We start from the raw sequence: 19,129 nt of genomic DNA, 5'->3' as shown, positions 1-19,129 counted from the left end.
GTGACGACCGACGGTCGTCACCCGCTGCGATCCTTTACCCCGCCTTCTTGCGGATCGGGGTTACGTTGCTGGCGGCCTTGGCCGCCTTCTTCGGCTTTGCCACCGCCTGCGCATTGGCCGCGAAGAAGTCGCGCACCTTCGGGTACACCGTTTCGCGCCAGCGGCGACCGCTGAAGATGCCGTAGTGGCCTGCGCCTTCAACGATGAAATGCTCGCGGCGCTCGGCCGGGATGCCGGTGCACAGTTCCTGCGCCGCTTCGGTCTGGCCCAGGCCGGCGATGTCGTCCAGCTCGCCTTCGATGCTCAGCAGCGCGGTGCCGGTGATCGCACCCGGATCGACGCGTTCGCCCTGCACGTACCACTCGCCGCGCGGCAGCAGGAATTCCTGGAAGACCACGCGGATGGTGTCCAGGTAGTAGCGGGCGGGCATGTCCAGCACCGCGTTGTACTCGTCGTAGAAGCGGCGGTGTGCGTCGGCGTCTTCCATGTCGCCCTTCACCAGGTCGGCATAGAAATCCCAGTGCGAACTGAAATGACGACTGGGGTTCATCGACAGGAATCCGGCGTGCTGCAGGAAGCCCGGGTACACGCGGCGGCCCGCGCCCGGGTAACCCGGCGGCACCGTGTGGATGACGTTGTTCTCGAACCACGACAGCGGGTTCTGCGTGGCCAGGTTGTTCACTGCGGTGGGGCTGCAGCGTGCATCGATCGGGCCGCCCATCATCACCAGCGACCGCGGCGTGGGTTCGCCGCGGTTGGCCATCAGCGAAACCGCGGCCAGCACCGGTACGGTCGGCTGGCACACGCTCACCACGTGCAGCTTTTCAGCGCCGAGGTGACGGATGAATTCCTGCACGTACGCAATGTAGTCGTCCAGGCCGAACTCGCCTTCGCTGCCCGGCACCATGCGCGCGTCCACCCAGTCGGTGACATACACGCGGTGGTCGCGCAGCAGCGTGCGCACGGTGTCGCGCAGCAGCGTGGCGTGATGCCCCGACAGCGGCGCCACCACCAGCACGAACGGCTGGTTGAGCATGGTGTTGAGCTGGTCGGCCTCGTTGCTGTGGCGCTTGAAGCGCAGCAGCTTGCAGAACGGCTTGCTGACCTCTTCGTGGACCACGATCGGCACGCGCTCGCCGTCGACCTCGATTTCGTTGATGCCCCACTCGGGCTTCTCGTAATCCTTGCCGATACGGTGGAACAGCTCGTTCACCGCCGCCAGGCGGTCGGCACCGGGCATCTGCGACCACCAGTGACCCTGGTTGGCGAAGAACTTGGCATTGGCCTGGGCCTGGTGCACCCACGGGGCGAGCATGTTGCGGGTCAATTCATGCAGTTGGTAAAGCATGACGTCCGAATATGTATGGTCTTATGTTGCCGCGCAGCATATAGCAACCGGGGCAGAAGCGCCTTAATAGGCGTCAGTCGCATTTGGGTATGCGACCGGTGGGATCAACCGGCACGCTCGAGGGCAGCGGCGTGGCCCGCCAATGCCGGCGACAGCCAGCAATGCGAGCCCAGCGCGGTAAACCCCTCGGCCTTCAGATTGCGCCGGTACCAGGCCGCCGGCCGCGCCTGGAACCCCTCGTGGTCGCCCTCGAACTCGTCCTCGGCGGTGAACGCCTCCAGGAAGGCCACGCCGGCGGTGAGCTCGGCGAAGCCGGCCAGCGCTGGGCGCAGCTCGCGGCTGGGCACGTAGTGCATCACGTCGGCGCAGACCAGCAGGTCTACCGGCGCGCAGGGCCGCAGCCAGGCGAAGTCGCCCACCGTTGCCGGATGCAGGTTGCGGCTGCGCCCGTAGCGCTGCACCGCATACGCGCTGCTGTCGAAGCCCATGTACTGCACGCGCGGGCGCAGCTTGAGCAGCGGCGCGCGCCAGGCGCCTTCGCCGGCGCCGATGTCCAGCACGCTGCGGATCGGCCGTTCCAGGTAGTACTCGGCACTGGCCACGGCCAACGCGACCTTGCGCGCCAGGCGCGCGGCGCCGCCGGTCTGGTCGGGCTGGTACCAGCGCTTGAAATAGGCCTGGTCGTAGGTCTTGGACATGGAAGCAGTGGGCCGGAACGGAAACGGAGGCCATGGTACCGCGCTGCGTCAAACCGTCGCGCATGCGCGTGCGCGGGGAATCGGCCAGAATGAACGACATCCCAAGCCAGCCGCCGGAGCAAGCGCATGCAGTCCTACTACTGGGTCAAGACCTTCCACCTGGTGTTCGTGGTGGCGTGGATGGCGTCGGTCTTCTACCTGCCGCGGATCCTGGTCAACCTGAGCGAGACCGCGGGCCAGCTGCCGGTGATCGAGCGTCTGCAGCTGATGGGCCTGCGCCTGTACCGGTTCGGCCACATGATGTTCGGCTTCGCGCTGATCCTGGGGCTGGTGCTGTGGCTGGGTTACAAGGTGATTCCGGATTTCCCCACCATGGTCGCGCCGGGCGCGGCGGGGTGGCTGCACGCCAAGCTGGGGCTGGTGGTGCTGCTGCTGGTGTATTTCAGCTGGACCGGGCGCTTGTTGAAGGGCGCGGTGAAGGGGAAGGTGCTGCCGTCTTCGCGCGCGCTGCGCTGGTTCAATGAGTTGCCGTTGGTGCTGTTTGTCGGGGTGGTGTGGTTGGTGTTGGCCAAGCCGTTCTGAGGCGCAATAAAAAACCGGGCGCAAGGCCCGGTTTTTCAATGCTCGAAACAACGGCGGATCACGCCGCTTCGTAAGCCCCATAGCTGCGCAGCCGCTCATAGCGCTTCTGCAGCAGGTCTTCGGTGGTCAGCGCTTCCAGCGCGTCCAGCTCATTGAGCAGCACCGCCTTCAAACGCTTGGCCATCTGGGCAGGATTACGATGCGCACCGCCGGTCGGCTCGCGCACGACCTTGTCGACCAGGCCCAGGCTCTTCAGGCGCGGGGCAGTCAAACCCAGCTGCTCTGCAGCGTCCTTGGCCTTGCCCGCGTCCTTCCACAGGATCGAGGCGCAGCCTTCCGGGCTGATCGTCGAATACACGCTGTATTCCAGCATCAGGGTGCGGTCGCCCACGCCCAGCGCCAGCGCGCCGCCGGAACCGCCTTCACCGATCACCGTGCAGATCACCGGTACCTTCAGCTCGGCCATTTCCATCAGGTTGCGCGCGATCGCCTCGGACTGGTTGCGCGATTCGGCGTCGATGCCCGGCCAGGCACCGGCGGTGTCGATCAGGGTCAGCACCGGCAGGCCGAAACGCTCGGCCATCTTCATCAGGCGCAGCGCCTTGCGGTAGCCCTCCGGCTTGGGCATGCCGAAGTTGCGCTTGATCTTTTCCTTGGTGTCGCGGCCCTTCTGGTGGCCGATCAGCATCACCGAACGGCCACCCACGCGGGCCAGGCCGCCGATGATCGCCTTGTCGTCGGCGAAGGCGCGGTCGCCGGCCAGCTCCTGGAACTCATCGCAGATGATGCGGATGTAGTCGGCGGTGTACGGGCGCGACGGATGCCGGGCCAGCTGCAGCACCTGCCACGAGGTCAGGTTGCGGAAGATCTGGGCGGTGCGCAGGCGCAGCTTGTCCTGCAGGGTGCGCACTTCGGCCTCGACATTGACCGCCGGGCCGGCGCTTGCGCTGCGCAGCTCCTGGATCTTTGCCTCCAGATCAGCGATGGGTTGCTCGAAGTCGAGGTAGTTCGGATTCATCGGAAGCCGTCGTGAAGTAAAGAGGGAAAGTGTAGCCGAATGCGTCGAAATGCCCCGTACGGGGTCGTCTGGTGATGCGGCCGGGCAGAGCCAAGCCGGGCAGAGCCCGGCTCTACGTGGCCCACGGCGGACTGTAACGTACCTTCAGTGTGCGCACCGCCGGGTCGGCCCGCAGGGCGTCCACCAGCTGGCTGTCCACGCGCACGGCGACGTCGCCGGCCACGTCCAGCATGCCGGCCACCGGGCCCTGTTCGGAGCCGAGCAGCAGGTCCAGGCGCAGGGGCGTGCGGCCGGGGCGGTGGCGGTCGAGCAGGGCATTGACCCGGCTCCAGACCGGCTCGCCCTGGCGCAGGTCCAGGCGCAGCGACAGGCGCGTGGCGTAGTTGGCGCAGATTTCCTCGAAGTCCCAGCACTGGCGGATGCGCAGCGCGTAGCCGCCGTTGAACTCGTCCTCGCGCAGGCCGCCCTTGACCACCAGGATGCGGTCCTTGGTCATCAGGTGGCCGAACTCGGCCAGGCCGTCGGTGAAGGCGCTGCACTCGACCCGGCCCTTGCCGTCCTCGAGCTGCATGAAGATCTGGCTTTCGCCCTTGCGGCGCACGCCGACCACCAGGCCCGCCAGGATCACCGGGGTTTCCTGGCGCCAGGCGCGCTTCTCGCCGTCCTTGCCCGGCCGGGCCGGGGGAATCAGTTTTTCCAGCATGCCCAGGTCGGTGCCGACCAGTTCCTTGACGTCGTCGGCATGTGGGTCGAACGGATGGCCGCTGAGGTAGAAGCCGAGCGTTTCGCGTTCGCCGTCCAGCAGCTGGCCCAGCGCCCACTCCCTGGCTTCCGGCAGGTCCAGCTGCAGCGCGGTGCTGACCGGGTCGGGCGCGCCGAACAGCGAGTTCTGCCCGGAGGCCTTCTCGCGCGACATCTGGTCGGTGGCCTTGAGCACTTCGGGCAGCTGCAGCATCAGCGAGGCGCGGTTCTTGCCGAGGCCGTCGAGCGCGCCGCAGTTGATCATCGCTTCCAGCGTTCGCCGGTTGAGCTTGCCCGACTCGATGCGCATGCAGAAATCGAGCAGCGATTCGTAACGGCCCTTCGCCACGCGCTCGTCGACCACGGCTTCGCACGCACCCTGGCCGACGCCCTTGATCGCACCCAGGCCGTACTGGATGGTGTCGGCGCTGGAGGCTTCGAACATGTACGCCGACTCGTTCACGCGCGGCGGCAGCACGGTCAGGCCGAGGTTGCGGACCTCGGCCAGGAAGCCGACCACCTTGTCGGTGTTGTCCATGTCCGAGGACAGCGTGGCCGCCATGAATTCGGCCGGATAATGCCGCTTCAACCAGGCGGTCTGGTAACTGACCAGCGCATACGCGGCGGCGTGCGACTTGTTGAAGCCGTAGCCGGCGAACTTCTCCATCAGGTCGAAGATTTCGTCGGCCTTCGGCCCTTCCACGCCGCCCTTGGCCGCACCCTCGCGGAAGATCTCGCGGTGCTTGGCCATTTCCGCCGGCACCTTCTTGCCCATCGCGCGGCGCAGCAGGTCGGCGCCGCCGAGCGAGTAATCGCCCACGATCTGCGCCATCTGCATCACCTGCTCCTGGTACACCATGATGCCGTAGGTGTCCTTCAGGATCGCTTCGGTGCGCGGGTCGGGATAGATGATTTCTTCCTGGCCGTGCTTACGCGCGTTGAAGGAGGGAATCAGGTCCATCGGGCCGGGTCGGTACAGCGACACCAGCGCGATCAGGTCTTCGAAGCGGTCGGGGCGCGCGTCCTTCAGCAGGCGGCGCATGCCCGAGGATTCGAACTGGAACACCGCGCCGGTATTGCCGTTGGCGAAGATGTCCTTGTAGGTCGGCGCGTCGTCGAGCGGAATGGCGGTGATGTCCACCGGCGGGATGCCGGCGCGCGCATGCCGCTTGTTGATCGCCTTGACCGCCCAGTCGATGATCGTGAGCGTGCGCAGGCCCAGGAAGTCGAACTTCACCAGGCCGATTTCTTCGACGTCGTTCTTGTCGAACTGGGTGACCGGGTTGCGACCGCGGCCGCCTTCGTCGTGTTCGGCGAACAGTGGGCAGAACTCGGCCAGCGGCTCGGGCGCGATCACCACGCCGCCGGCGTGCTTGCCGGCGTTGCGGGTGAGGTCTTCGAGCTGGCGCGCCAGGTCGATCAGGTCGCGCACGTCGTCTTCGTTCTGGTAGCGCTGGATCAGCTCCGGCGACGCCATTTCCGAATCCTTGCCTTCGCCCATGGCGTCCTTGAGCGAGATGCCCAGGATGTTGGGGATCAGCTTGGAGACGCCGTCGACCAGGCCATACGGGAAACCGAGCACGCGCCCGGAGTCGCGCACCACGGCCTTGGCGGCCATGGTGCCGTAGGTGATGATCTGGCTGACCCGCTCGCGCCCATACTTGCGCGCAACGTAGTCGATGACCTCGTCGCGGCGGTCCATGCAGAAGTCGATGTCGAAGTCGGGCATCGACACGCGTTCGGGGTTGAGGAACCGCTCGAACAGCAGGTTGTACGGAATCGGGTCGAGGTCGGTGATCTGCAGCGCCCAGGCCACCAGCGAGCCGGCACCGGAACCACGCCCGGGACCGATCGGAATGCCCTGGTTCTTGCCCCACTGGATGAAGTCGGCCACGATCAGGAAGTAGCCGGGGAAGCCCATCTTGATGATGGTGGCGAGTTCGAACTCGAGCCGCTCGAAGTAGTCTTCGCGTGTCTTGCCGGCGGCCAGCGGGTTCTTTTCCAGGCGCGCTTCCAGGCCCTTGCGCGATTCGCTGCAGATCCAGCTGTCCAGCGTTTCGTTGTCGGGCACCGGGTAGTCGGGCAGGAAGTAGGTGCCCAGCCGCATTTCCATGTTGCAGCGCTGCGCCAGCGCCAGCGTGTTGTCGATCGCGTCGGGAATGTCGGCGAACAGCGCGCACATTTCCTCGGGCGACTTCAGGTACTGCTGTTCGCTGTAGTCGCGCGGGCGCTTGGGATCGTCCAGCACGCGGCCGGAGGAAATGCAGACGCGCGCTTCGTGGGCGCTGAAGTCGTCCGGACGCAGGAAGCGCACGTCATTGGTCGCGACCACCGGCAGGCCGCGCTGGCCGGCGGCCATCAGCGCGAACTGGTTGAAGGCTTCTTCACCGTCGCGCCCTGTGCGGGTCAGTTCCAGGTGCAGGCCGTCGCCGAACACGCGCTGCCAGTCGGCCAGCTGCTGTTCGGCCAGGTCGTGGCGACCGTCGCCGGCCAGGCGCCCGGCCAGGCTGTCGCGGCCGGCCAGGGCAAACAGGTTGTGGCAACCGGCCTTGAGCCAGTCCGGATGCACGGCAACGCCGCCTTCGGGGCGGTGGCCTTCCATCCAGGCGCGGGTCAGCAGGCGCGAGAGGCTGAGGTAGCCTTCGCGGTCACGGCAGAGCAGGGTCATGCGCCAGGGCGTCATGCCCTCTTCGGCGATCATGATGTCGGCGCCGGCGATGGGCTTGATGCCCACGGTTTCGGCGGCCTTGTAGAACTTGACCAGCGCGAACAGGTTGTTCAGGTCGGTCACGGCCAGGGCCGGCAGGTTCAGTTCGACCGCGCGGCTGAGCAGGTTGGCCTGCTTGGCCTTTTTCGGGTCAGCCTGATCCGGTTTCGCCGGGACACGGATGGTCGAATCCGCCAGCGAAAATTCGGTGTGGACGTGGAGATGTACGAAACGGGAAGTGGTCATGCCGGGCCAATGTAATGCCCGGTCAGGGTAGCGGTGCGGCGCAGGTGTAACAAGGCTTGACAGGGCACGGGGTTAAGGCGGGCCGCGTAGTGCCGGCCGCTGGCCGGCTCCCCTTGCTGCCGGCTACTCCGAGGAGCCGGCCAGCGGCCGGCACTACGGTGCTGCGGTGCAGTCCCTTACCGGCGCGAAGCTTTGCCGGTGGTGGGCACACGGCCCATGCGCGCGCAGCGCGGCCAGGTGGGCCGGGGTGCCGTAGCCCTTGTGCTGGTCGAAGCCGTATTCGGGATGCTGTTCATGCAGCTGCAGCATGTAACGGTCGCGGCTGACCTTGGCCAGGATCGAGGCGGCCATGATGGCGCGGTCGAGGGCGTCGCCGCCGATCAGGGCCTCGGCCGGGCAGGGCAGGCCCTTGGGCACCTTGTTGCCGTCGATGCGGGCGAACTGGGCCACGTGCGACACCGCCTCAACGGCGCGGCGCATGCCCAGCATGGTGGCCTGGAAGATGTTGAGGGTGTCGATCTCGTGGACCTCCACCATCACTACGTGGAAGGCCAGGGCGCGCTGCTGGATCCGGTCGAACAGCTGGTCGCGGCGCAGCGCGGTGAGCTGCTTGGAGTCGTCCAGGCCGTTCAGGCGCGGGCGGTCCGGGCAGAACACCACGGCGGCCACGGCCACCGGGCCGGCCAGCGGGCCACGCCCGGCTTCGTCGACGCCGGCTACGTAGCGCGGGGCGACGGTGGCCAGGGCGGCGCCGTCGAACAGCGCCAGCGAGGCCGCAGCGGCGTGGCGCCGGCTCATGCCGGGGTGCCGGGGGCGGGGCCGCGCGTGAGCAGTTCGGCGACGGCGTCGGCGGCGCGCGCGGAGGCGTCCTGGCGCAGCTGCAGGTGCAGCTGTTCGTAGGTCGGCTGGAGGTCCAGGGCGCGCTGCGGGTGGTCGAACCACTGCTGGATGGCATCGGCGAGCTTGTCCGGCACGCAGTCGTGCTGGATCAGCTCGGGGGCGAGGTCCTTGCCGGCCAGAATGTTGGGCAGGGCGAAGCGGTCGACCTTGATCAGGCCCAGCGCCTTGACGATGCGGTAGGTCAGTTCGGCAACGCGGTAACCCACCACCATCGGGCGCTTGACCAGCATGGTTTCGAGGGTGGCGGTGCCGGAGGCGAGTACGACCACGTCGGCGGCGATCATCGCGGTGCGTGCGTCGCCGTCGAGCACGTGCGAATAGGCCACCGGCAGCGCGGAGCGCGAGAGCTGTTCGGTGATCAGGCGGCGGCAGGCCGGGTTGGCGGCAGGCACCACCACGTGCAGGCCGGGAATGCGTTCGGAGACCTGCCAGGCGGCTTCGAAGAAGGCTTCGCCGAGCTTGCTGATCTCGCCCAGGCGGCTGCCGGGCAGCACGGCCAGGACCTTGGCGTTGGCGGGCAGGCCAAGCGCGACGCGCGCGGCTTCGCGGTCGTTGTGCAGCGGAATATCGTCAGCCATCGGATGCCCGACGAAGCGCGCGTCGATGCCGTGGCGGGCGTAGATCGGCGGTTCCATAGGGAACAGGCACAGCACCAGGTCGGCGCTGGCACCGATCTTCTCGGCGCGCTTCTCGCGCCAGGCCCAGACCGAGGGGCTGACGTAGTGCACGGTGCGCACGCCGCGCTCCTTCAGCCAGCGCTCGACGCCGAGGTTGAAGTCGGGGGCGTCGATGCCGATGAACACGTCCGGCTGCCACTCGAGCACGCGGCTGCGGAAGGCCTTGCGCAGCTTGAGCAGGCGCGGCAGGTGGCGCAGCACTTCGGTCAGGCCCATGACGGCCAGTTCGCTGGCGTCGAACCAGGTCTGGCAGCCGGCGTTGCGCATGGCGTCGCCACCGATGCCGGCAAACTCGGCATCGGGGAAACGCTGTTGCAGTTCACGCACCAGGCCGGCGCCCAGCAGGTCGCCGGAGGCTTCGCCGGCGACCAGGGCGATCCGCAGCGGGCGGCCGGTCATCGCAGCAGGGGCCTCTCGGCGTGCTCGATGAAGTCCAGCATGTCCTTGACGTCAGGGCTGTGCGCGGCCTGTTCGGCGAGCTGCACCTTGGCTTCGGCCAGCGGCAGGCCGGCCACGTACAGGGTGCGGTAGGCGCGCTTGATGCTGGCGATGCGCTCGGCGTCGAACCCACGGCGCTTGAGGCCTTCGCTGTTGATGCCGCGCGGGCGGCCGAGCGAGTCGCTGCCGACCATGGTGAACGGTGGCACGTCGCCATTGGTGAGCGCGCCCATGCCGAGGAAGGCGTGGGCACCGATCCGGCAGAACTGGTGGGCACCGGCGAAGCCGCTGATGATGACGTAGTCGCCGACGGTGACGTGCCCGGCCAGGGTGGTGTTGTTGGAGAACACGCAGTTGTTGCCCACGTGGCAGTCGTGCGCGACGTGGGTGTAGGCGAGCATCCAGTTGCCGTTGCCGATGGTGGTGATGCCACCGCCGCCACCGGTACCGCGGTTGAGGGTGACGAATTCGCGGAACACGTTGTCGTCGCCGATCACCAGTTCGGTGCGTTCGCCGGCGTACTTCTTGTCCTGCGGTTCGCCGCCGACGGCAACATGGCCGATGAAGCGGTTGTTGCGGCCGATCCGGGTCGGGCCGTGGATGGAGCAGTGCGGGCCGACCTCGGTGCCTTCACCGATCTCGACGTCGGCACCGATCAGGCAGAACGCACCGACACGCACATCCGCCGCCAGTTTCGCCGACGGGTCGATGACCGCGGTGGGGTGGATGAGCGGCGCGTTCATTCGCGGGTGCCGGCGCAGAGGACTTCGGCGCAGGCGACGACTTCGCCGTCGACCTTGGCCATGCAGTCGTACACGGCCATGTTGCGGATGACGCGCTTGATCTGGACGTGCATTTCAAGCACGTCGCCGGGGACGACCTGCTTGCTGAAGCGGGCCTTGTCGACCTTGACCATGTAGAACAGCTTGGACTGTGCGTCGCGGCCGAGGGTGAGCTGGGTCAGCACGCCACCGGCCTGGGCCATGGCTTCGATGATCAGCACGCCGGGCATGATCGGCTGGCTGGGGAAGTGGCCCTGGAAGAACGGTTCGTTGATGCTGACGTTCTTGGTGGCGACGATGGTACGGTTTTCGTAGTCGATGGAAACGACCTTGTCGACCAGCAGGAAGGGGTAGCGGTGCGGGATCAACGCCTGGATCTGGGTGATGTCCGGCAGCTTCTGTTCGTGGCTCATTCCTTCTCCTTGCTTACAGACAGGATGCGACGGGCCAGGGCATCGAGCTGCTTGAAGCGCGCGGCGTTCTTGCGCCACGTGCGGTTGTCGGTCAACGGGGTACCGGAAGAGTATTCGCCCGGTTCGGTAATGGAGTTGCGCACGACGGATTTGCCGGTGATGACCACCTTGTCGCAGATCTCGAGGTGGCCGACGACGCCGACGGCGCCGCCGAGCAGGCAGTAGCGGCCGATCTTGGCGCTGCCGGCAATGCCGGTGCAGCCGGCGATGGCGGAGTGGGCGCCGATCTGGACGTTGTGGGCGATCTGGACGAGGTTGTCCAGGCGGACGTCGTTGTCGAGCACGGTATCTTCAAGGGCGCCACGGTCGACGCAGGTGTTGGCGCCGATCTCGCAGTCGTCGCCGATGCGCACGCCGCCGAGCTGGGGCACCTTGATCCAGCTGCCGGCGTCCATGGCAAGGCCGAAGCCGTCGGCACCGAGCACGGCGCCGGGATGGATGCGCACGCGCTTGCCGATCCGGACGCGGGTGACGAGGGTGACGCGGGCGATCAGTTCGCAGCCGGTGTCGAGGGTGCAGTCTTCGCCGATGATGCTGCCGGGGCCGATGATGCAGTTTTCGCCGACAACGCTGCGGGCGCCGATGGTGACGAAGGGGCCGATGTGGGCGCTGGCGGCGATCCGGGCGTCGGGGTCGATGACGGCGCTGGGGTGGATGCCGGGCGGCCGGGTCGGGGTGATGTCGAACAGCGCGGCGATCTTGGCGAAGGTGGTGTAGGGGTCCTTGGCGATCAGCGCGGTGGCGGGGGCCGCCTCGGCGTCGTCGGCGCGCAGCACCACGATGCCGGCCTGGCTGTCGGCCAGCTGGGTCCGGTAGCGCGGGTTGGCCAGGAAGGTCAGCTGGCCGGGACCGGCATGGGCAAGGGTGGCCACGCCACGGATGGCGGTGCTGCCATCACCATGGACCTGCAGGCCAAACTGCTCGGCGAGTTGCTGGGCGGTATAGGTAGGAGTGTTCACGGCGGAAGTTTACCGTGTGGCGTGACTGCGGTCATGTTCCTGCGAAGAGCCTTCGTCTGACGGTTCTCCTGGCTGGGGCCGGCGGGAGGGGGGTACGGGACACGCCTTAAATCTCCCGTTAGGCTCGGGCGGCACATCCATGTGCCTTCACGGTCCCATACCCCCCTCCCGCCGGCCCCTCGACAGTCTTTCGGTGGCCCCGAAAACAAAAACGCCGGGCAATGCCCGGCGTCTCGTGTTGCGTCTGGTGGAACAGCCCCCTTTTGTTAAGGGGGCGCGCCGACAGGCGCGGGGATAGGAAGCAGGACGGGCCCCAAGGTTTGCGCAGCAAACCTTGGGATTTACCTTCGTCGGTCAGAACTGACCGCCGAAGGTAAATTGGAGCCTTTCGATTTCGTCGCCGTCTTCCTTTTTGATCGGGAAGGCGTAGCTGATCGAGATCGGGCCGACCGGGGCGCGCCAGAGCAGGGCGACACCGGCCGAGGCACGCAGTTCGTTGGCCTTGAAGTTGTCCACGCCGTTGTACACGTTGCCGACGTCGAAGAACGCCGAGACGCGGGCCGAGGGGCTGTCGAACAGGCGCGGGAAGTAGGCTTCGACCGAGCCGACGGTCTTCAGCGAACCGCCGAGCGGCTGGCCGCGGCTGTACGAGAAGGTCGGTTCCGAACGCGGGCCGAGGGTGTTGTCCTCGAAGCCGCGCACCGAGTTGGTACCACCGGCGTAGAAGTTCTCGAAGAACGGCAGGCCCGAGGCGGTGACCGTGCGGGTGGTGCCGTCCGGGTTGGTGATGACGCGGGTGACGTCGTTGCCGTAGGCGTCGCCATAGCCGAGTTCGGCGCGGGTGTTGATGACCAGCGACGGGATGATCGGCCAGTACTTGGAGACCTGGTAGTTCAGCTTGTAGTACTCGACCGTGGAGCCGGGCAGGGTGGTTTCCAGGCCGACGCGCTGGTACATGCCTCGGGTCGGCATGAAGTAGTCGTTACGCGTATCGCGGGCCCAGCCCAGCTCGGTGCGCCAGGAATGGAAGGTGCGCTGGCCGATGGCATCGATGTAATCGATGATCGACTGCGGCGTGGAGCCCTGGTAGGTGGTGATCTGGTTGCTGTCGATGCCCACCATCAGCGAGACGGTGTCGTTCTCGGTGATCGGCACGCCGAACACGACCTGCGCGGCACCGTTGGTGCTGTTGTACTGCGCGGTGTTGAAGTCGGAGTAGTCCAGTTCGCGCCAGGACAGGTTGTAGCCCAGCGAGACGCCGTCGTCGGTGAAGTACGGGTTGGTGTAGGAGAAGCCGTAACGCTGCAGGTAGCTGCTGCGCGAGGCTTCGACCGACACGCGGTTGCCGCCGCCCAGGAAGTTGTTCTGGGACAGCTGCACCGAGGTGGTCATGCCGTACGACTGGGAATAGCCCAGGCCGAACACGAAGCTGCCCGAGGTGGTTTCCTTGACGTTGTAGACCACGTCGACCTGGTCGTTGCTGCCGGTGACCGGCGGCGTTTCGACGTCGACCGATTCGAAGTAACCCAGGCGCTGCAGGCGGATCTTGGAGCGGTCGATCGCGGCCTGCGAGTACCAGGTGTTCTCGAACTGGCGCATTTCGCGACGCAGCACTTCGTCGGAGGTGCGGGTGTTGCCCTTGAACACGATGCGGCGCACGCCCACGCGCGGACCCGGGACGACCTGCATGTTGATCGCCACGGTGCGCTCGGCGCGGTTGCTGGTCGGGATCGGGTTCACCTTGGCGAACGCGTAGCCGATGTTGGACAGCGAGTTGGTGATCGCGTCGGAGCTGAATTCCAGCAGGGCGCGCGAGAAGGTGTCGCCGGCCTTCTGGATCAGCATGCGCTCCACGTCTTCCTGCGGAAGGATGGTGTCGCCGGTGACCTTGATCTCGGAAATCTTGTACTGCTCACCCTCGGTCACGCCGGCGGTGATGAACATGTCGCGCTTGTCGGGGCTGATCGAGACCTGGGTGGAGTCGATGCTGAAGTCCACGTAGCCGCGGTCCAGGTACCAGGAGTTGAGCTTCTCCAGGTCGCCGGACAGTTTTTCCTTCGAGTACTGGTCATCGCGGCGGTACCACGAGGCCCAGTTGTGCTCCTTGGACTCCCAGGTCTTCAGGATGTCTTCGGATTCGAACTTTTCCGTGCCGACCAGGTTCACGTGCTGGATCTTGGCCGCCTTGCCTTCCTTGATCGCGATGGTGATGTCCACGCGGTTGCGGTCCAGCGGGCTCACCGTCGGGGTGATCTCGACGTTGTACTTGCCACGGTCGTTGTACTGGCGGCGCAGTTCCTGGGTCACGCGGTCCAGGCTGAGGCGATCGAAGGTGCCGCCCTCGCTCAGGCCGATGTCGCTCAGGCCCTTCAACAGCTGGTCGCTCTTGATGTCCTTGTTGCCGGTGACGGTCAGCTTGTTGATCGCCGGGCGTTCCTTGACCGTGACCACCAGGATGTCGCCCTGGCGCTGCAGCTGCACGTCTTCGAAGAAGCCGGTCTTGTACAGGGCACGGATGGACTCGCCGACCTTGTTGTCGGTCAGGGTTTCGCCACGTTCCACCGGCAGGTAGGTGAACACGGTACCGGAGGTGATGCGCTGCAGGCCGTCGACACGGATGTCGCTGACGGTGAAGGGCTCGGCTGCCTGGGCCAGAGCAGGCGCGCCGAAGACGGCAGCAAGTGCAAGGGCAAGCAGGCGGCGATTGGGGAGTCGCGTCATGTCACGTCCGGTTGGAGTCGAATACGTTGTTTCGGGATGCCGGCGCATAAGACGACGACAAAAGGGTAAAAGTTCATCGCGGGACCAGACCAAGGATGTCGTTGTAGAACGCCAGTCCCATCAGTCCGGCCAGCATGGCAAGGCCGATGTATTGGCCGGTCGCCATGGCACGCTCGCTCAGCGGGCTGCCCTTGACCAACTCAATAAGGTAATACAGCAGGTGCCCGCCGTCCAAGATGGGGATGGGCAACAGATTTATGATGCACAGGCTGAGCGAGAGCACGGCCAGGAACCAGAGGAACCAATCGAGCCCGCGCTGGGCGGTCTGGTTGGCCACGCGGGCGATGGTGACCGGGCCGGAAACGTTCTGCAGCGAGGCATTGCCGGTCACGATGCGGCGCATCATGCCCAGCGAATCGGTGGCCGCGCGCGCGGTTTCGCGCAGCGCGGCGGGGATCGCGGCCAGCGGGCCGTACTGCAGGGTGGTGTCGTAGGCCGGTGCGCTGGACTGCGGGAAACCCACCCCGACCTGCCAGGTGGGCTGGCCACGGCCGTCCTTGCCTTGGCGCGGGGTGATCTCCAGCGCCAGGCGCTCGCCGCCGCGCAGCACCTCGACCATGCCCGGGCCGCCGCGCTTGCCCAGCGCCTGGATTGCGGGGGAGACCTGGTCGGCTGCGTCGATGCGCTCGCCGTCCACGGCCACGATCAGGTCGCCGGGCAGCAGCACGCCCTGCGCGGCCGAGTCGGGCACGACCTGCTCGACCATGGCCGGCTGCAGGTGGAACTGCCAGGTGAGCCCGGCCAGTGAGGCCACCCAGCGTTCGTCGAACCCGGCCGGCAGCTGCGAAAGCGGCAGGGTGCGGGTGCGTACTTCGTCCTGCGCGTCCCGGACTTCGACCTTGGCGTCGTGGCGGTCCATCGCGGCGGTGGTCAGCGCCATCGCCGCCTGGCTGGCGGTGACCACGCTGCGCGCGTCCACGCTCAGCACGCGGTCGCCGGCCTGCAGGCCGGCGGCCTGGGCCATGCCGGTGGTGCGGCCGATGGTGGCCGAGTAGTCCTGCTTGCCCAGCACGAACATGGCCCAGAGCAGGGCCACGCACAGGATCAGGTTGGCCAGCGGGCCGGCCGCGACGATGGCGATGCGCTGCCACACGGTCTTGTGGTTGAAGGCCAGGCCGCGTTCGGCCGGGTGCACCTCGACCTCGCGCTCGTCCAGCATCTTCACGTAGCCGCCGAGCGGAATGGCGGCGATGGCGAACTCGGTGCCGTTGCGGTTGCGGCGCATCCACAGCGGGCGGCCGAAGCCGACCGAGAAGCGCAGCACCTTGACCCCGCAGCGGCGCGCGACCCAGTAATGACCGAATTCATGGAAGGTCACCAGCACGCCAAGGCTGACGATCATCCACCAGACGGAGCCGATGAATTCACCCATGGTGGAGGTCGCTGGAAAGGAGCGGGAAGGGCATTCAGGCGTGGTCGATGGCGGCTTGGGTGATCTGGCGGGCGCGCTGGTCGGCGGCGAGCAGGCCCTCCAGTGTATCGGCGGACGCTGCCGGCAGTGTTGAAAGTGCGTTAGCGACCAGCCCTGGAATGGCTAGGAAAGCGATCCGCCCCTGAAGAAACGCTGAAACGGCGATTTCATTGGCCGCATTGAGGATGGCCGGGGCGGTGCCGCCGGCGGCCATGGCCTGCCAGGCCAGCGCCAGGCACGGGAAGGCCGCGGTGTCGGGCGCTTCGAAGTCCAGCCGGCCCTGGGCCAGCAGGTCCAGCCCGCCCACGCCCGATTCGATGCGGTCAGGCCAGCCCAGGCCGACCGCCAGGGTGGTGCGCATGTCCGGCAGGCCCATCTGGGCCAGGGTCGAACCGTCGACGAATTCGACCAGCGAATGCACCAGGCTCTGCGGGTGGACCAGCACTTCGATGCGCTCGCCCGGGATGTTGAACAGGTGGTGGGCCTCGATGACCTCCAGCCCCTTGTTCATCAATGTCGCCGAATCCACCGAGATCTTCGGGCCCATCGACCACTTCGGGTGGGCCACGGCCTGCGCGGGGGTGACCCCGGCCAGCTCGGCCCGGCCACGCCCGCGGAACGGGCCACCGGAGGCGGTGAGCAGGATCCGGCGGACGCCGGCCTGGTCCAGGCTGGCGTCGCGCGAGCGCAGGCACTGGAAGATGGCGCTGTGTTCGCTGTCGATCGGAATGATCTCGGCGCCGGCGGCGCTGGCACGGCGGGTCAGCAGCTCGCCGGCCAGCACCAGCGATTCCTTGTTGGCCAGCAGGATGCGCTTGCCGGCGTCGGCCGCGGCCAGGGTCGAGGACAACCCGGCGGCGCCGACGATGGCGGCCACCAGGGTGTCGCAGGCGTCACTGGCGGCCAGCTGGTCGAGCGCGGCGGCCCCGGCATGCGCCTGGGTGTCCAGGCCGGCTGCGCGCAGGCCGTCGCGGAGCTCGCCGTAGCAGGCTTCGTCGGCGATCACCGCATGCAGCGGGCGGTGCGCCACGCACAGTGCCAGCAGCGCTTGGACCTGGCTGCCGGCTGCGAGCACGGTGGCGCGGTAGCGGTCCGGGTGGCGCGCGATGACGTCCAGCGCAGACGCGCCGATCGAGCCGGTGGCACCGAAGACGGCAACCCGGCGGGGGGCAGAAGCGCTGTGCATGTCAGAACCCGAAGATTTCCTTGCCCAGCGCGAACACCGGCAGCGCGGCCAGCACGCCGTCGATGCGGTCCAGCACGCCGCCGTGGCCCGGGATGATATGGCCCGAGTCCTTGGCGCCGGCATGGCGCTTGATCAGGCTTTCGTACAGGTCGCCCAGCACCGAGGCGAACACGCTGACCACGGCGGTGACGACCAGGCCGAGCACATGGTCCGGACTGACGCCGGCGATCCAGCCGAACAGCAGGGCCACGGCCAGGCCTGCCAGCATGCCGCCGGCCAGGCCTTCCCAGGTCTTGTTCGGGCTGATCCGCGGCGCCAGTTTGGTCCGGCCCAGGCTGCGCCCGGCGAAGTAGGCGCCCGAATCGGCCGCCCAGACGACTGCGAGCGCGGTCAGCAGCCACAGGTGGCCGTTGTCGCCGCTGGCGTGGATGAGCACCAGCGACGCCCAGGCCGGCACGATCGCCAGGCTGCCGGCGAGCAGCTTGAGCGCGCGCGCCGGGCTGCCCGGTTCGGCGCCGAAAGTGAAGAAGCGCAGCCACAGCAGGGCCAGCAGCCACCAGCCGATGCCGACCAGCGTGGCGATCTGGTACAGCACCATCGAGCCGGCGTCGGCCCACACGATGAGCACCATCAGTACCAGGTTCAGCACCAGCAGCACGGTGCGCGCCAGGGTGTCCTCCACGTCTGCCAGCTTCAGCCATTCCCACAGGCCGATCAGGAACACGGCGGCGGCGGCGGCCGCCAGCCACTGGGTGGGCAGCAGCAGGATGGCCGCGATGGCGAGCGGCGCCATGATCAGCGCGGCGATGACTCGGGTCTTGGTCATGGGGTCGAGGTCTCGGTGGCCAGGGCGGCGATCTGGGCACTGGTCAGGCCGAAGCGGCGTTCACGCACAGCGTAGGCGTCCAGCGCCTGCTGCAGGATGGCGGCGTCGAACTCGGGCCACAGCACCTCGGTGAACCACAGTTCGGTATAGGCCAGCTGCCACAACAGGAAGTTGCTGACGCGGGTGTCGCCGCCGGTGCGGATGAACAGGTCCGGCGCCGGCAGGTCGGCCAGGGCGACGCGGCTGCCGAGCAGCGCTTCGTCGATCTGGTCGGGCAGCAGGCGACCGGCCGCGACCTCGGCGGCCAGTTCGCGTGCGGCACGGGCGATGTCCTGGCGGCCGCCATAGCTGGCGGCGATGCTCAGGGTCAGGGTGGTGTTGCCGGCGGTACGCTGCTCGGCCAGCTGCATGCGGCTGACCAGCCCGGCCCCGAAGCGTTCGCGTTCGCCGATGAAGCGCACGCGCACGCCGCGGCGGTGGAGTTCATCCACCTCGCGGTCCAGGGCATTGAGGAACAGCTTCATCAGCGCGTCGACTTCGTCGCTCGGCCGGCCCCAGTTTTCACTGGAGAAGGCGAACAGCGTGAGCGCGGCGATGCCGCGCTCCAGGCAGAAGTCGATGGTGCGGTTGACCGCGCGCGCGCCGGCACGGTGGCCGATCACGCGCGGACGGCGCCGCTTCTGCGCCCAGCGGCCGTTGCCATCCATGATGATGGCAACGTGGCGGGGCACGGCGGAGGACGCTGGATGGGTCGGGGCCTGGGACATGGGGCTCAGACCTGCATCAGTTCCTTTTCCTTGTCGGCGACCACACTGTCGACGTCCTTGATGGCCTTGTCGGTCAGCTTCTGGATGTCGTCTTCGCCGCGCTTCTTGTCGTCTTCGCTGATCGACTTGTCCTTGAGCAGGTTGCCGATGGCCTTGTTGGCGTCCTGGCGGATGTTGCGCACGGCGATCTTGGCGCCTTCGCCTTCCTTCTGCACCTGCTTGCCCAGCTCGCGGCGACGTTCTTCGGTCGGCGGCGGCAGGTTGAGGCGGATCACGGTGCCGGAGACGTTCGGGGTCAGGCCCAGGTCGGAGGCGTAGATGGCCTTCTCGACGTCCTTGATCATGCCCTTGTCGAACACGGTGATGACCAGCGAGATGCCTTCGGACACGGAGATCGAGGCGACCTGGTTCAACGGCACTTCGCTGCCGTAGGCACGGACCGAAACGCGGTCCAGCAGCGACGGCGAAGCGCGCCCGGTGCGGATGGAGGTGAGGGAGTGCTTCAGAGCATCGATGCTCTTTGCCATGCGCGTCTGCGCGTCCTGCTTGATATCGTTGAGCATCGCCCGAATCCTGGATGTCACTGGGA

At 67.2% G+C, this 19,129-nt stretch carries 16 protein-coding genes; 1 reads left to right on the top strand and 15 read right to left on the bottom strand.

The features are described from left to right. Positions 1-34: 34 nt before the first annotated feature. Entirely contained in the window at positions 35-1,348 is a 1,314-nt protein-coding gene (phaZ, locus tag C2U58_RS15625) for a polyhydroxyalkanoate depolymerase (protein ID WP_102946701.1), read from the bottom strand. Positions 1,349-1,452: 104 nt separating this feature from the next. Then, positions 1,453-2,046, bottom strand: a complete 594-nt coding sequence (locus C2U58_RS15620) for a class I SAM-dependent methyltransferase (protein WP_102946700.1) — start codon at positions 2,044-2,046, stop codon at positions 1,453-1,455. Positions 2,047-2,172: 126 nt separating this feature from the next. Between C2U58_RS15620 and C2U58_RS15615 the strand changes: the two genes are divergently transcribed. Further along, positions 2,173-2,628 (top strand): CopD family protein, encoded by a 456-nt coding sequence (locus C2U58_RS15615; RefSeq protein ID WP_102946699.1) that lies wholly within the window; start codon positions 2,173-2,175, stop codon positions 2,626-2,628. Between the two features lie 58 nt (positions 2,629-2,686). Here the strand turns inward: C2U58_RS15615 and C2U58_RS15610 are convergent, their stop codons facing one another. From C2U58_RS15610 to frr, 13 genes are all read right to left on the bottom strand, one after another. Beyond that, positions 2,687-3,646: an acetyl-CoA carboxylase carboxyltransferase subunit alpha gene (locus C2U58_RS15610; RefSeq protein ID WP_102946698.1), complete on the bottom strand. Its 960-nt coding sequence runs from the start codon at positions 3,644-3,646 to the stop codon at positions 2,687-2,689. A gap of 112 nt (positions 3,647-3,758) precedes the next feature. Further along, entirely contained in the window at positions 3,759-7,340 is a 3,582-nt protein-coding gene (gene dnaE, locus C2U58_RS15605) for a DNA polymerase III subunit alpha (protein WP_102946697.1), read from the bottom strand. 153 nt (positions 7,341-7,493) lie between these two features. Further along, on the bottom strand, positions 7,494-8,138 hold the full coding sequence (locus C2U58_RS15600; RefSeq protein WP_102946696.1) for a ribonuclease HII: 645 nt from the start codon (positions 8,136-8,138) through the stop codon (positions 7,494-7,496). Beyond that, positions 8,135-9,316, bottom strand: a complete 1,182-nt coding sequence (lpxB, locus tag C2U58_RS15595; RefSeq protein ID WP_102946695.1) for a lipid-A-disaccharide synthase — start codon at positions 9,314-9,316, stop codon at positions 8,135-8,137. The genes C2U58_RS15600 and lpxB overlap by 4 nt, the downstream gene beginning before the upstream one ends. Continuing rightward, positions 9,313-10,098, bottom strand: a complete 786-nt coding sequence (lpxA, locus tag C2U58_RS15590; RefSeq protein WP_070207542.1) for an acyl-ACP--UDP-N-acetylglucosamine O-acyltransferase — start codon at positions 10,096-10,098, stop codon at positions 9,313-9,315. The genes lpxB and lpxA overlap by 4 nt, the downstream gene beginning before the upstream one ends. Further along, positions 10,095-10,550, bottom strand: a complete 456-nt coding sequence (fabZ, locus tag C2U58_RS15585; protein WP_102946694.1) for a 3-hydroxyacyl-ACP dehydratase FabZ — start codon at positions 10,548-10,550, stop codon at positions 10,095-10,097. Before fabZ ends, lpxA begins: the two co-directional genes overlap by 4 nt. Next, complete coding sequence (gene lpxD, locus C2U58_RS15580; RefSeq protein ID WP_102946693.1) at positions 10,547-11,569, bottom strand: UDP-3-O-(3-hydroxymyristoyl)glucosamine N-acyltransferase; 1,023 nt, start codon at positions 11,567-11,569, stop codon at positions 10,547-10,549. Before lpxD ends, fabZ begins: the two co-directional genes overlap by 4 nt. 354 nt (positions 11,570-11,923) lie before the next feature. After that, the gene (gene bamA / locus C2U58_RS15575; protein ID WP_102946692.1) at positions 11,924-14,290 is read right to left on the bottom strand and encodes an outer membrane protein assembly factor BamA; all 2,367 of its coding nucleotides are present in this window, start codon (positions 14,288-14,290) and stop codon (positions 11,924-11,926) included. A 73-nt stretch (positions 14,291-14,363) separates the two neighbouring features. Further along, positions 14,364-15,722 (bottom strand): RIP metalloprotease RseP, encoded by a 1,359-nt coding sequence (gene rseP / locus C2U58_RS15570; RefSeq protein WP_102946691.1) that lies wholly within the window; start codon positions 15,720-15,722, stop codon positions 14,364-14,366. 34 nt (positions 15,723-15,756) lie between these two features. Beyond that, positions 15,757-16,947, bottom strand: a complete 1,191-nt coding sequence (dxr, locus tag C2U58_RS15565; protein ID WP_102946690.1) for a 1-deoxy-D-xylulose-5-phosphate reductoisomerase — start codon at positions 16,945-16,947, stop codon at positions 15,757-15,759. Position 16,948: 1 nt separating this feature from the next. Beyond that, complete coding sequence (locus C2U58_RS15560) at positions 16,949-17,773, bottom strand: phosphatidate cytidylyltransferase (protein ID WP_102946689.1); 825 nt, start codon at positions 17,771-17,773, stop codon at positions 16,949-16,951. Further along, complete coding sequence (gene uppS / locus C2U58_RS15555; protein ID WP_102946688.1) at positions 17,770-18,540, bottom strand: polyprenyl diphosphate synthase; 771 nt, start codon at positions 18,538-18,540, stop codon at positions 17,770-17,772. The genes C2U58_RS15560 and uppS overlap by 4 nt, the downstream gene beginning before the upstream one ends. A 5-nt stretch (positions 18,541-18,545) precedes the next feature. Beyond that, positions 18,546-19,103, bottom strand: coding sequence for a ribosome recycling factor (gene frr, locus C2U58_RS15550; protein ID WP_102946687.1), 558 nt, complete (start codon positions 19,101-19,103; stop codon positions 18,546-18,548). Positions 19,104-19,129: the final 26 nt, after the last annotated feature.

This window comes from Stenotrophomonas sp. VV52, from assembly GCF_002893095.1.
Lineage (GTDB): Bacteria > Pseudomonadota > Gammaproteobacteria > Xanthomonadales > Xanthomonadaceae > Stenotrophomonas > Stenotrophomonas aracearum.
Note: the sequence above shows the minus strand (reverse complement) of the source record. Positions and strands in the feature narration are given on the sequence as shown.

What these genes read in the sequence shown, in the direction of transcription:
- phaZ (WP_102946701.1), bottom strand. Translation starts at nt 1,348, where the DNA reads ATGCTTTACCAACTGCATGAATTGACCCGCAACATGCTCGCCCCGTGG.
- C2U58_RS15620 (WP_102946700.1), bottom strand. Translation starts at nt 2,046, where the DNA reads ATGTCCAAGACCTACGACCAGGCCTATTTCAAGCGCTGGTACCAGCCC.
- C2U58_RS15615 (WP_102946699.1), top strand. Translation starts at nt 2,173, where the DNA reads ATGCAGTCCTACTACTGGGTCAAGACCTTCCACCTGGTGTTCGTGGTG.
- C2U58_RS15610 (WP_102946698.1), bottom strand. Translation starts at nt 3,646, where the DNA reads ATGAATCCGAACTACCTCGACTTCGAGCAACCCATCGCTGATCTGGAG.
- dnaE (WP_102946697.1), bottom strand. Translation starts at nt 7,340, where the DNA reads ATGACCACTTCCCGTTTCGTACATCTCCACGTCCACACCGAATTTTCG.
- C2U58_RS15600 (WP_102946696.1), bottom strand. Translation starts at nt 8,138, where the DNA reads ATGAGCCGGCGCCACGCCGCTGCGGCCTCGCTGGCGCTGTTCGACGGC.
- lpxB (WP_102946695.1), bottom strand. Translation starts at nt 9,316, where the DNA reads ATGACCGGCCGCCCGCTGCGGATCGCCCTGGTCGCCGGCGAAGCCTCC.
- lpxA (WP_070207542.1), bottom strand. Translation starts at nt 10,098, where the DNA reads ATGAACGCGCCGCTCATCCACCCCACCGCGGTCATCGACCCGTCGGCG.
- fabZ (WP_102946694.1), bottom strand. Translation starts at nt 10,550, where the DNA reads ATGAGCCACGAACAGAAGCTGCCGGACATCACCCAGATCCAGGCGTTG.
- bamA (WP_102946692.1), bottom strand. Translation starts at nt 14,290, where the DNA reads ATGACGCGACTCCCCAATCGCCGCCTGCTTGCCCTTGCACTTGCTGCC.
- rseP (WP_102946691.1), bottom strand. Translation starts at nt 15,722, where the DNA reads ATGGGTGAATTCATCGGCTCCGTCTGGTGGATGATCGTCAGCCTTGGC.
- dxr (WP_102946690.1), bottom strand. Translation starts at nt 16,947, where the DNA reads ATGCACAGCGCTTCTGCCCCCCGCCGGGTTGCCGTCTTCGGTGCCACC.
- C2U58_RS15560 (WP_102946689.1), bottom strand. Translation starts at nt 17,773, where the DNA reads ATGACCAAGACCCGAGTCATCGCCGCGCTGATCATGGCGCCGCTCGCC.
- uppS (WP_102946688.1), bottom strand. Translation starts at nt 18,540, where the DNA reads ATGTCCCAGGCCCCGACCCATCCAGCGTCCTCCGCCGTGCCCCGCCAC.
- frr (WP_102946687.1), bottom strand. Translation starts at nt 19,103, where the DNA reads ATGCTCAACGATATCAAGCAGGACGCGCAGACGCGCATGGCAAAGAGC.